This is a genomic window from Kurthia sp. FSL E2-0154, assembly GCF_038003625.1.
Lineage (GTDB): Bacteria > Bacillota > Bacilli > Bacillales_A > Planococcaceae > Kurthia > Kurthia gibsonii.
Genome location: NZ_JBBOPO010000001.1, coordinates 1,188,708 through 1,201,759, shown reverse-complemented (window position 1 = coordinate 1,201,759; position 13,052 = coordinate 1,188,708). Strand labels below are relative to the sequence as shown.

Here is a 13,052-nt window from a genome sequence, read left to right as displayed (position 1 = left end):
AAGTTTAATTAAATTAAACTTTATGGGAGGGCTAGAGATGACTTCTGAACAGTCTTTACGAAAAGCAAGTTATCACATAGGTATTTTTGCGCTTAGTAAATTTGTTTCGGTTATGGGAGCAAATATCGTCGCGTTCGGGATTTCGTTATATATTTTAAAATTAACCGGTTCAGCAACTAGTTTTTCAATTAATATTCTTTGTTCGATTGTGCCACGTGTTCTCTTTTCGCCACTTATCGGCTATATGGCAGACCGTTATAATAAAAAGGTATTAGTTATTAGTTCGCAAATTTTAACCGTTGTAACGGTTGCGATACTGTTGCTTTACGCGAATTGGCAAGGAATGTCCATCATGGCGATATATATCATGATGGTGTTTTATACTATTTTCACATCGTGTAGTGGAATTACATTAACCGCTTCAATTGGACAATTAGTCGACCAAGACCGCATCCAAAAGGTCATGAGCTTGAATCAATTATCTATGTCACTTGCTGCAATTGGCGCACCGATGATTGGTGGTATTTTGTATGGTTTTGTATCGATTGAAGTATTTTTAATCATTCAAATCATCGCGTTTAGTATAAGTACATTGTTAGATGCAACGATGAATTTTAATCTTTATAAAACAGAAAAAAACCATGCACAAAAGTCAGAGCCTTTTCTAAAGAGTATGAAATCTGCCTATCACTATATTAAAAATCGAAAGACACTTAAAACAATTATTACACTCGCACTTTGTTTGAATCTTTTTTTCTCCGCATTTGCAGTTGGTATTTCGTATGTTTTAGTAGAAGTCGTGCAGTTTAAGTCACTTCATGTCGGATGGATTGAATCGATTGGCGCAGTGGGTATGTTACTCGCTTCCATCTATTTAACAGCACGTAAAAATTTAAAAAATCCGATTTTATTCTCAAAAAGAGCGCTTTTAATACTCAGCACGATGTTTTTCCTATTTGCATTGCCACTTATTCTTTTTGAATTAACATATATACAACTATTTATTTATTACGGAATTACAGCATTTTTAATGACGATGACAGAAGTATGTACGAATGTCCCAATTGGTGTGATTTTACAAAAAAGTATAGAAGAATCTTATAGGGGGCGTGTGTTTGCTTTATTTGAAACACTTGCTATGGGGATGATGCCTTTTGGCATTTTAATATACGGGTTTTTATATGATTATTTCGGTGCGCCATCTGTTTTAATTGGAACTGGTATTATTGTGATTTCTCTCACGCTATATTTGTTGCGTAATTCTGTTTTAAAGCAGATGAAAGAGGAGCAATTAAATGAAAATTCACAAGAAGATAAGTTTGCAGAAGCATAAATAAGGAATAGAAAAAGGATAAACCCATGTGAGCGGGTTTATCCTTTTTATTATGTGAGTGGAGCAATAATCTTTTTCATCGAAACAACTTCGATTGGTACACCTTCATCTGTCATAACGGTTTCTTGATCGTAGATTGAATAACCTTTTGATTGATAAAGCTGAAGATTACGTAACACGCTGACACGTACACGACAATAAATCGTATTTAGATTAGCAGTACGTGCAATTTGTTCTAACTCATTAATCAATTGTTTAGCAATCCCTAAACCTTGCATTGTAGGTAATACAGACATACGGAAGAACTGAAGTCCGTTATCGTGAATTTTATAACGAACACATGCAATTGGTTGTCCAGCAATCGTTCCTACAAGTGCTTCTTGCCCGTTTAAAAGTGCTTCTTTTATAGACGAAACCGTCTCAGATAAAGCGCTAGAAGGTGCAGCATCATGTGCATATTCCTCGTACGCTTTCATCATAATTTTATGGATGACTTTTGCATTTGTTGATTTTTCAATTTGAATATTCATATAAGTGCCTCCTGACATCCTTCTCATTATAATGTATAGTCATGCGAAAATGGAAGAGTATGTGAATGAGAAATAAAAATACTCATTTGTCTATACTAACTTTTTGTGTTATTTCTGGTTAAAAAGTGTATTATTTAATAAAGAAAATAAGAGAATATGAATTTGAAGAAGGTGAAAAGTAGAATGAGACATCGAAAAATAGTAATTTTAATGATTATGTCTCTTTGTTTATTGGGATGTCAATCAATAAAAAATACGCCAAAAACAGAAACTATTCGTTACACAGAAAACCAAAAATCACGTTTAGCGACTGTGATTTTTCAAGAATTCGCTTCTAAAAATGGTCTTCTTTCTACCAATTTAACGAATCGAAAAAATGAGTATTTAGCAGAATCGATGGGTCTTCTTATGCTCTATTTCATTCAAACGAATGACAAAACAAACTATATGAAAAGTTTTCAAGCAATGAAACAATCGTTAATTCTTCCAAATCACCTCATCTCATGGGAAATCAAAGAAGGTAAACGCTCTGATACAAATGCATTAATCGATGATCTACGTTTGATTAAGGCATTAGATTTAGGGGCTAGAAAATGGGGAAACAAAGAAGTAAAGCAATTACTTTCTAAAACGATTGATGCCAATAAAGCATACACCATGTATGAAGATTATTTTGTTGATTTTGGTAGTGAGCAATCTGAAAACCGTGCAAAGGAAATTACATTAAGTTACGCTGCACCAAGTTACTATAAGCGTATGCAATTAACACCTGAAATTTTAGAAAAAAATGTTGAGGTCATTCGAAATGCACCACAAGATGCCAACGGACTTTACGCTAAAAAATTTGATATCCAAACGAAAACCTATCAATTTGATGACACAGTGCATATGATTGATCAATTATTAACAGCGCGAAATGTGCAAGAAATTAAATCGACATCTAAATTTCATCAGCTATTAAAAGAAAAGATGAAAAAAGATGGTAAATTATATGGTCAATATAATCGAAAAACATTACAACCTGTTGTACGTTATGAATCACCAGCTGTTTATAGCTATGCTATCTTTTATAGTCAAGCTGTCAAAGACAAAACACTTGAAAAAGCAATCAATAAGCGCATGAATCAGTTGAAAAATCACCATAAAAATACGCAATACTACGGCTCTTATATTGCAAAAAATGGTGAAACACATATTTTTGATAATTTACTACCTTTACTAACGAAAGGAAGGTGGGTACGATGACAAGACATCAAAAAACAGCAAGTTTTTTAACAATTGTTCTACTCATTTTATTGCAGTTACCAATGTATATGCTATATCAAAAAGGGAGTCAAGGGATACTATTAGTCGTATTTTTAATCCTACTTATTGGTGTATCTCTGTATTACGGAGCAGTTTTAGGTCTGCTTTTAAGTCTCATTTATTTATTTATTATCGGAACTTTTATTTTTTATCTCCAATTAACACAGCAAGATGTTCTATCATCACCACTTGATTTACAATTAAATGAATTTTTTATTTATGGCATTGCGATTCTAATTTTAGTTTTAATTGCAGGTAGAATACGAGAATTAGTTATTGAAAGTGCTAATCAAATTAATATGTTAAAAGGAAATGTAGAAAAATATGTAGCTACTGATACAACAAGTGGGTTTGATAATCGCGTTCGTTTAGAAAAGGCGATAGTAGAAGAAGCAAAGCGTTCTGATCGTAGCGATAAACCCTTTGTTTTTTTAATAATTGAAATACAAAATTTCAAGAAATTTAAAAAATTATATGGCGAGAAAGAAGCACAATATCTCGTATCACAATTAGCAGAGCGTATTAATGGTGTAATGAGGATGACAGATCGTAAGTATCGTTTTGATGAGGATAATTTTGCACTTATCTTACCTGAAACATCTGGTACTTACATTCATATTATTTATGAAAAACTTTCAGAAAAATTAAAAGAGCATCAACTTTTATCGGGAAATCTCATTACGTTAAGTTTCAAAGTAGGTCACTACACATATAATCCACGAACCGAAGTGAGTTTTGATGAAATGGTTGAAGTGGCTAAAAGTGAGTCCTTAATTAATGAAATTTAAAATGATAATTCTTTTCTTGACAGGTTTGCTTATAATAAGTTGTTTTCCCGAGACAATAAAAGCGCAAAGTCAAAAAAAGCCTACTATTCTAATTTTATATGATATTTCTTCTCCTGTTGAACAAACAACGATACATCGTGTAGATGCATTACTGTCATCTTACGGTGAAACAATTGTAGAATCTAGAGCTAGTGCTACAGAAAAACAAATTAAACAAGCATCAACGGTTATATATATTGGTATGAATCAAGTAGAGATTCCAAAGAAACAGCGTGAATGGATAAATAGTTTTTCACATCAAAAATTATTTATTGGATATAATGCAAATCAATTTCATGAATTTAATCAATTAAAATTTAATGGGAAAAGTAATCTTGTTAAAGTTGGAAAACAAACATTAGCCAAGCGAATTAGTTTTTTAAAAACAACCTCACCTTATAAAAAAGTAATTGAAGGACAAACAATCAATGGCGTACATCCTGTATTGCTAAAAAATGATAAAAGTTATTATTTATCATTAAATCAATGGACAGATGAATTTCAGTGGTACTTACAGCCGTATATTGCTGAAAATACAACATGGTTTAAACCACCAAAGCATAAAGCATGGATCATCATTAGTGGTATTCAACCATCTACATCACCAAAGCGTTTAAAACAAACAACAGATATATTGAAAAAGCGACAAATACCTTATGCGCTGGCTGTAGCAGCAGTGGAGTACACAAATAATCAAAAAGGGATTAATAAATTAGAAGAGGCAAAAGAGTTAAAGAAAGAACTTCAAAATCAGCAAGCACAGGGCGTGCCAATCATTGCAAATGGTTATGGTTTATCGTATCGAATGGACGATAAAGTGCAACATGAATTTTGGGACAGTCGATTCAACCAACCAATTACTGCTTTGAATAGTGCGCAAGCTGAGAAGGCTTACTCGCTAGATGCCTTTTCTTCAATTGAAGCATTTAATAAAGAACGTGAAAAAATTGGTCGGACTGAAAAAGAGTATACAGCAAAGCGTATTGAAGATGCTGTAACTGAACTTGTAAATGCCAAATTGTATCCAATTGCATTTACAATCGAAAACGATCATGCAAGTTCCTATGTATATGAAGAAATTTCAAAACATTTTTCACTTTTCTTTGGTGCACTCCAATACAATGATAATTCTAGTGAAGATACAGGGGTTCAACCGCTTATTACGAAACCGGCCTATATGAATCATTTACAAGTCTATTCTACAAATATAAAACCCGTTATAAATGGATTAGAAGGTGAACCAACACTTGTTCATGAGTTGAAAGATTTGTTGAAAATAAAAGGCTCTATGGCAGGGATAAAGATAAATATGCAGCTTAATCCTAAAACCATTGAACGTACATTGGATATTTTTGAATCATTCCCACAATTTGAATGGCAAAATCTGCGTGAAGTTAAATCAGACGTACAGATAAAACATATTACAATACAGCAAACTGCCAAAGGAGCGCTTGAGGTAAAGCAGCAAAAAAAATACCTCGATTTCATTAAGAAAAAGTGGCAAACAAGTCCTTTTGAATTTTCACTTTGGGTACTATTTTGGATTGTATTTTTATTTGTACTTATTTTTTTCTTAAACGTTATTCGCTTACGATTCACATTGAAAAAACGATTATTTGAGGAGAGGAAACCAAATGGCTAATATACTTTTTTTTACCGCTTTAATTTTAATTTGGGTTATGCTCCTCTATCACATGTTTTTAATGCAAGGAGGATATCGTCATTACCGTACGTATGAACGTGTGATTCCAGAGTGGGAAAAAAATATGATTGATTTACCTACAGTTAGTATATTTATTCCCTCACATAATGAAGAGGTAGTTATGGAGCAAACATTGACTGCTATGTCACGATTATATTACCCGAAAGATAAGCTTGATATTATTGTCATCAACGATAATTCTTCAGATCGTACAGGCGAAATTGCACAAGAATTTGCGGATCGCTATCCATTCATTCGCGTATTAGAAACAAAACCACCGAATAAAGGGAAAGGGAAATCTTCTGCATTGAATGAAGCTCTAGCTAATTCAACAAGTGAGATTATTTGTGTATATGATGCAGATAACACACCAGAGAAAAAAGCTGTTTGGTATTTAGTAATGGGTCTTATAAATGACCCAAAAGCGGCCGCAATGGTCGGTAAGTTTCGCGTAATCAATGCCGCAAAAACATGGTTAACCCGATTTATTAACATTGAAACGATTTGTTTTCAATGGATGGCACAAGGTGGACGTTGGAAATGGTTTGGTGTCGCAACGATTCCAGGCACTAACTTTGCGATTCGTCGCTCGGTTATTGAAGAACTTGGCGGTTGGGATGTAAAGGCGTTAGCAGAAGATACGGAATTAACGATTCGTGTTTACAATCTTGGTTATCATATTCGATTTTTCCCTAAAGCCATTACATGGGAACAAGAACCTGAAACACTCGGTGTATGGTGGAAACAGCGAACACGCTGGGCAATGGGAAATCAATACGTTGTCTTAAAGTTTTTACGGCAATTCGCAACATTAAAAAGAAAACGTATTATTTTTGATTTATTTTATTTCTTCTTTACGTACTTCCTTTTCTTTTTCGGTGTTATTCTTTCAAATGGTTTATTTATCGTTAATCTCTTTTATGATTTGAATTTAGCTATTGGAAATGTAGCGATTGCCCTTTGGATTCTCGCTTTCCTATTATTCTTAGGTGAAGTAATGATTACACTAAGTATCGAACGAAATGAGATGAATCGAAAAAACTTTTTCTACGTAATCCTGATGTATTTTACGTACTCACAAATGTGGATTGCACTTGTTGTATATTCACTGTACCAAGAAATAAAACGCGCCATATTCAAAGAAGAAGTCAAATGGTATAAAACGGAACGCTTTAGCCAGAAAGACCAAGGAGGTAAAAAAGATGATTAAACAATTCTTTGGGTTTGTAACACTCGCCTTCCTATCGTTTATGTTTTTTAATATAACCGTTTCAGCAAAGGAAGTTAAAAAAGAACCAATTACAACTACCGCGATTAATTTACAAGGTGTTTCTGATTCATTTACGTATAATTACTATTTAGCAGAAGATGCACAAAAGGGGAAGAATCAACTTGTTTTGGATGTAGAGCATAGTTCACTGCTCATATCACCGTCATCTTTAACGATTCGAGTAGATGGAGAAAATCAAAAAACAGTAAAATTAGATGGAAATAAAGTGAAAACCACTGTTCAATTAGATTTAAAAGGAAAAGCACTAAAAAAAGGGGCGCATGAAATAACAATCGTCTTTTATGGCATTATTAAGCAAGGTGTCTGTGTTGAAAATAATACATCAGGAAACTGGTTACGTATTAACCCAGCATCATACCTTCAAATTCAGGGAGATGTCACAGCAGGTGAATTAATGTTACAAGACTACCCATCTAAATTTACATCATTCCAATCAAAAACAGATGTTGTCATTCCAGACGATGCAGATGTTAACACGATGGATGCAGCCTTAAAAATAGTTAGTTATTTAAAAAAGCAAGCGGCAAATCAAAATCAAATTGCATTAGTAAAAGAGAAAGATTTTGAAAATCGTCAAACGAATAAAATCATTGTCGGTGTTATGAAAGATTTTAAAACAGAATCAGTTCAAAATATTTTAAAACGTATGAATGTCAAAACGACAGACAATACCATTCAGCTTCAAACAGCACAGGAAAAAATTAAAAAAGTAAATCGTAATATCTTAGTCGTAACAGCAGTAAATACAAACGATTTAGACGCTAAAATTGAAGTGGTATCGAATCAAGAATTTGTTTCGCAATTAAGCGGAAAAGCACTGGCAATTGGAGAACAGCCGAAACAACCTGTGCGTGAATCAGGAATGGTTACATTTGAACAAATGGGAATTCAAAATCTTGAAATTTCCAATGTAGCGTACGAATCTGGACACTATTATTACTATTTACCACAAGATTTTGATGAAGAAAAAGCAATTACAGCAACATTAAAACTAAAAAAATCATCTATTTTAGATGCGAAACAAGCAGAACTTGTAATGGAAGTAAACGGTGTTCCACATGCGATTACGCTTAAAGAAATTAAACAAGATGAAGGTTTTTTTGAAATCAATGTCCCAATTGAAAAGAATGCGCTTAAAAATAACTATCTACTAGATATTCAATTTAAGTTAAATGGTTCAAATACGAATAATCCATGTACAACAAACGATCAAGAAAAATGGTTATTTATTTCTAAAGAAAGTACATTAAATTTTTCAACAACAGATAATGATCGACAAGCTGTCGCTAGTTTAACAAGCTATCCAGGAATCTTTACGAATACACGTCAAGGAACATATATCATCATTGAAAGTACAGAAAAAGTAGCATTAGAGGACTTGAATGCACTATACACATCTTCTGCTCTAAGTACTTCAGCACCGAACTACGAATTAAAAACAGCTGATGCGATTCAAAAAGAAGATTTGAAAGGACATCATCTGATCTTCGTAGGTGAGGCAGGGAACTTACAAGATGATTTAAATAAGAAAAATCCATTATCGATGAAAGATAATCAACCTGATTTTGCTAAAGACGGTTTTGTAAAAGAGACAATCACACGCTACGCCACGATTCAAAAGAATCCTTGGGACGACGGATATCTAGCATTACAGTTCAACCGAGAAGCAAATAGTCAAAATCAAATTACACCAAAATTTTTACGACAAATTCAAGATTTATCAGCAGATGCGTCAGTTGCTGTACAAAATAAAGAACAGCAAACATTTACGAATCGCGCGCAATATAGCGTAGAAAAACAAAAAGAAGCAACACCTAAGCAATCTCAAAATGTATTAAAATGGTCCTCTGTTTTAATGTTTATTGGTTTACTTGCAGTGATTGGTGTCATTTTATATCTCGTGTTCAAACGTAGCAAAAAGAAATAGATTTTTAAGTAAGTGAATAAATATAAACAAAGTAGAAATTACAATAAAATGTAGTTTCTACTTTTTATAGTTTAAAGAGATTTTTATGGAATGTGTTGGGAGTTTCAATTTGTCTTGTCAGTGGAATGTGTAAGTAGTTGATGAAAAGGGAGGAAACATCTGTGAACTTAACACAAGGCAATAAAATTGTTTTAATTGGTGCTGGAGCAGTTGGCTCAAGTTATGCTTATGCAGTAGTCAATCAAGGAATTAGTGATGAACTAGTTATTGTGGATGCAAATGAAAAAAAAGCGACAGGTGATGTATTAGATTTACAAGACGGTATCGTTTATGCACCATCCTCTATGAAAATTCGTTTTGGAGATTTTGATGAATGTGCAGAAGCGGCGATTGTTGTTATTTGTGCAGGAGTAGCCCAAAAGTCAGGTGAGACACGTATTGACTTGGTACACAGAAATATAGCAGTATTTGAAGAAATTGTCTCAAAAATTATGGATACAGGATTTAATGGCATTATTATTGTCGCAACTAACCCAGTAGATATCTTGGCATATGCGACATGGAAATTTTCTAAATTACCAAAAGAACGTATTTTAAGTTCAGGTACTATCTTAGATTCCGCTCGACTTCGCAATATATTAGGTAGAGAATTTCAAACAGCACCGACTAGTATTCATGCATATATTATCGGTGAACATGGTGATACACAATTACCTTATTGGAGTGGAGCTACGTTATACGGTCAAAAAATCGCATTAAAATTATCAGATGAACGAAAAGAAGCGATAGGTATTGAAGTACGTGATGCAGCTTATAAAATTATTGACTCAAAAGGTGCAACCTTCTACGGTATTGCGATGGGGCTTGCGCGTATTACAAAAGCCATTTTACGCAATGAACAAGTCGTTCTACCTGTAGGCGCGTTACAAAGTGGGGAAAATGGACATGAAGATGTATTTACAGGTGTACCATGCCTCATTAATCGTCAAGGTGTTGAGAAAGTATTTACATTAGACTTAGATGCAGATGAACGTGAAAAATTTGATGCATCCGTTAAAGCACTAAAAGATATTCAAGCATCTATTTGGTCTTCATAAAAATAGGGTAGGTGAACGCATCGTATGTTAGTCGAACAATATAACCCTTTTGGTCAAATTGGCATAACCGTTCTCGTATCGATTATTCCTATCCTTTTATTTTTAATCTGTCTAACCGTTTTAAAAATGAAAGGCATTACAACAGCTTTAATTAATCTAGTTGTGACCTTTGTGTTAGTATATGGTTTCTTTCATTTATCTTTTGGAAATGGCGTCGGAAGTATTATTCAAGGTATCATTCAAGGGCTTGTACCAATCGGTTATATTATCGTTATGGCTGTTTGGCTGTATAAAATTTCTGTGAATTCAGGAAAATTTGATGTTATCCGTAGTTCGATTGCTGGAATTTCACATGACCAACGTATTCAATTACTACTCATTGGCTTTTGTTTTAATGCCTTTTTAGAAGGTGCAGCAGGATTTGGTGTTCCAGTTGCAATCTGTGCAGTACTTCTCATGTCACTCGGTTTTAAACCACTACAAGCAGCTATGCTTTGTTTGATTGCAAACGGTGCTTCAGGCGCTTTTGGTGCAATTGGTATTCCAGTCGGGATTATCGATACATTTGATTTACAAGAAGGAATCTCATCTTTAGATGTATCACGTATGACAGCTTTAACACTACCTCTGATCAATCTCTCCATCCCATTTTTAATGGTCTGGCTTGTTGATGGATTTAAAGGTATTAAAGAAACCATGCCAGCCATTTTAACAACAGGTATCACATATGCTGTATCACAAGCACTATTTACCATCTTTTTAGGACCAGAAATTGCGGATATCGTACCGCCAATTTTAGCAATGGGCGCACTTGCGTTACTTTGTAAAAAATGGTCACCGAAAAACACATTCTTCCTCAGTGGACATGACTTGGAATACGAAAAACATACAGCAAAAGACATCATCAAAGCATGGTCACCATTCTATCTCCTTACACTTTTCATTTTAATTTGGAGCTTACCAGCCTTTAAAGGTCTATTTGCTGAAGGTGGCGCCTTATCTTCACTTGTTGCTAATTTTACCATTCCGGGTTCTGAAATTAATATGTCACTCGACATTATTGGGGCTACTGGCAGTGCACTCTTAGTTGCAGTCATTGTCACGATTCTCACAACCAAAAACATGACATTCCAAACAAGTGGTCGTTTATTAAAAGAGACGGTTAAAGAGTTCTGGGTACCCATTATTATGATTTGCGCGATTATCGGTATTGCCAAACTCATGACATATGGTGGTATGACAATGGCGCTCGGTGAAGCTGCAGCAAAAACGGGAAGTGCTTTTCCATTCATCTCACCAATATTAGGATGGATTGGCGTATTCATGACGGGTTCAGTAGTAAATAATAATACGCTATTTGCGCCGATTCAAGCCACAGCAGGAGGAGCCTTATCAACTAATTCGACGTTACTCGTTGCAGCGAATACGGTAGGTGGTGTAATTGCCAAACTCGTATCACCACAATCAATCGCCATTGCAACAGCAGCCGTAGGACAGCAAGGAAAAGAATCGACATTAACGAAGATGACCTTAAAATATAGTTTAGGCTTCCTCGTATTCGTCTGTATTTGGACCTTTATTTTGTCGCTTATTTTATAAATGAATAACAAAAAAGAGATTAGGGCGTATGTGTTTAAAACACAATATGTCCTAATCTCTTTTTCATGTAAAAAAGAATTTTTAAATTGAAAAAATACCCATTTTCAAATTTTTATGTGCTATAATTCTCGCTGTGATAAATATCTAAAGGAGTTAATAACAATGAATAAAATTAGGATTATTTCGTTTCTTTTATTGATAGTAGGAATTATAAGTGTAATAACCATTCAACCAGAAGAAGCAAATGCAAAGACCTACACAATCACACCGAATAGTAAACCACTCGACCCTATGTTTCAACGATACGGTACGTATAATCAATATACGAAACACTACTATTTATTCCGTTCTTATATGAACGAATTTGAAAAGAAAAAAGGTGGCAAACTCATTATTAAAAAAGGAACGTATAACATTACAAATGCGATTTATGTTCCATCTAACGTAACATTAGAATTTCAAGACGGTGTCAAAATGGTCAAAACGACAAAAACAGGAACAAATATCATCACACCATCTGCTTCGATGTTCCAACTCGTATCACCTTCAAAAGCATTAATTGACGGTGCATATGGAAAATACAACGGTGAGAAAAATATTAAGTTTATCGGTAAAGGAACGGTCACGTTTGATATGAAATATGTTCCAAAAGGCATTACAATTATCATGGGGCATAATCAAAACGTTCTTGTTGACAATATTCAATTCCGAAACTTCAATTATGCGCACTTCATCGAACTGGACGCATCGAAAAACGTAACGATTCGCAATTCAACGTTTAAATCAGCTAATGACCCTCTAACGTCGGTGAAAGAAGCGATTAATATTGATACACCCGACCGCGAAACAAAAGGGTGGAGTCAACGCTGGAGCAAGTTTGATGCACAACCAAATACAGATGTATTAATTGAACATAATACATTCGAAAATATTCCACGTGCTGTTGGTACGCATAAATACTCAGAAAAGAAAATTCATAAAAACATTACGATTCGAAACAATACAATGAAAAACCTACGAAACGATTTTATACGCGCGCTTAATTGGGAAAACGCCATCATTGAAAACAACACATTCACACTCGAACCAACGGATCCACGCAATGAAGTTGTAAAAGGTATTTCAGCGAGTGGTGTAAAAAATATACGTATTAAAAATAACACATTTGACCATATGGCAATTGCGATGATGTTTTTCACATTCGCTAACTCGGGCGGCGGTTCAACAAACCCTGTCTATGCAGATTTAACAGAACAAAATAAAATAGATTTATTATCAAATACATATCTGAATTTGAATACACCATATATTCAAATTCGTGATAATTTACAAAGTGATGGTACGCGTAACACAGAAACGATTAAATTAGACGAGCAAACACTTCGTCAGGCGAAGTAATAACTGGATATAAAAAGAGGAATCGCGTGTAAAGCGATTCCTT

General features: G+C 34.2%; 10 protein-coding genes. 9 read left to right on the top strand and 1 reads right to left on the bottom strand.

Annotation, left to right across the window (positions count from 1 at the left end; genetic code table 11):
* Positions 1-37 precede the first annotated feature (37 nt).
* Complete coding sequence (locus MHB75_RS05850) at positions 38-1,333, top strand: MFS transporter (RefSeq protein ID WP_340996452.1); 1,296 nt, start codon at positions 38-40, stop codon at positions 1,331-1,333.
* A 50-nt stretch (positions 1,334-1,383) separates the two neighbouring features.
* Here MHB75_RS05850 and MHB75_RS05845 read toward each other — a convergent pair whose 3' ends face one another.
* Complete coding sequence (locus MHB75_RS05845; protein ID WP_068453196.1) at positions 1,384-1,863, bottom strand: GNAT family N-acetyltransferase; 480 nt, start codon at positions 1,861-1,863, stop codon at positions 1,384-1,386.
* A 183-nt stretch (positions 1,864-2,046) separates the two neighbouring features.
* On the opposite strand from MHB75_RS05845, the gene MHB75_RS05840 reads away from it, so the two are divergent.
* From MHB75_RS05840 to MHB75_RS05805, 8 genes are all read left to right on the top strand, one after another.
* A complete protein-coding gene (locus tag MHB75_RS05840) occupies positions 2,047-3,108 on the top strand; it encodes a hypothetical protein (protein ID WP_340996449.1) in 1,062 nt (353 codons plus the stop codon).
* Positions 3,105-3,956, top strand: a complete 852-nt coding sequence (locus MHB75_RS05835) for a GGDEF domain-containing protein (RefSeq protein WP_087680197.1) — start codon at positions 3,105-3,107, stop codon at positions 3,954-3,956. The genes MHB75_RS05840 and MHB75_RS05835 overlap by 4 nt, the downstream gene beginning before the upstream one ends.
* Before the next feature lie 16 nt (positions 3,957-3,972).
* Positions 3,973-5,637 (top strand): DUF2334 domain-containing protein, encoded by a 1,665-nt coding sequence (locus MHB75_RS05830; protein WP_340996447.1) that lies wholly within the window; start codon positions 3,973-3,975, stop codon positions 5,635-5,637.
* Complete coding sequence (locus MHB75_RS05825) at positions 5,630-6,907, top strand: glycosyltransferase family 2 protein (protein ID WP_340996446.1); 1,278 nt, start codon at positions 5,630-5,632, stop codon at positions 6,905-6,907. Before MHB75_RS05830 ends, MHB75_RS05825 begins: the two co-directional genes overlap by 8 nt.
* Positions 6,900-8,915, top strand: coding sequence for a cellulose biosynthesis cyclic di-GMP-binding regulatory protein BcsB (locus MHB75_RS05820; RefSeq protein ID WP_340996444.1), 2,016 nt, complete (start codon positions 6,900-6,902; stop codon positions 8,913-8,915). The genes MHB75_RS05825 and MHB75_RS05820 overlap by 8 nt, the downstream gene beginning before the upstream one ends.
* Positions 8,916-9,076: 161 nt before the next feature.
* Positions 9,077-10,012: an L-lactate dehydrogenase gene (locus tag MHB75_RS05815; protein WP_340996443.1), complete on the top strand. Its 936-nt coding sequence runs from the start codon at positions 9,077-9,079 to the stop codon at positions 10,010-10,012.
* Positions 10,013-10,036: 24 nt separating this feature from the next.
* Entirely contained in the window at positions 10,037-11,611 is a 1,575-nt protein-coding gene (locus MHB75_RS05810; protein WP_340996441.1) for an L-lactate permease, read from the top strand.
* A 162-nt stretch (positions 11,612-11,773) separates the two neighbouring features.
* Entirely contained in the window at positions 11,774-13,009 is a 1,236-nt protein-coding gene (locus MHB75_RS05805; protein ID WP_340996440.1) for a right-handed parallel beta-helix repeat-containing protein, read from the top strand.
* Positions 13,010-13,052: the final 43 nt, after the last annotated feature.

Excerpts from the sequence above, each read along its gene's own strand:
- MHB75_RS05850 (WP_340996452.1), top strand. The coding sequence starts at position 38 with ATGACTTCTGAACAGTCTTTACGAAAAGCAAGTTATCACATAGGTATT.
- MHB75_RS05845 (WP_068453196.1), bottom strand. The coding sequence starts at position 1,863 with ATGAATATTCAAATTGAAAAATCAACAAATGCAAAAGTCATCCATAAA.
- MHB75_RS05840 (WP_340996449.1), top strand. The coding sequence starts at position 2,047 with ATGAGACATCGAAAAATAGTAATTTTAATGATTATGTCTCTTTGTTTA.
- MHB75_RS05835 (WP_087680197.1), top strand. The coding sequence starts at position 3,105 with ATGACAAGACATCAAAAAACAGCAAGTTTTTTAACAATTGTTCTACTC.
- MHB75_RS05825 (WP_340996446.1), top strand. The coding sequence starts at position 5,630 with ATGGCTAATATACTTTTTTTTACCGCTTTAATTTTAATTTGGGTTATG.
- MHB75_RS05820 (WP_340996444.1), top strand. The coding sequence starts at position 6,900 with ATGATTAAACAATTCTTTGGGTTTGTAACACTCGCCTTCCTATCGTTT.
- MHB75_RS05810 (WP_340996441.1), top strand. The coding sequence starts at position 10,037 with ATGTTAGTCGAACAATATAACCCTTTTGGTCAAATTGGCATAACCGTT.
- MHB75_RS05805 (WP_340996440.1), top strand. The coding sequence starts at position 11,774 with ATGAATAAAATTAGGATTATTTCGTTTCTTTTATTGATAGTAGGAATT.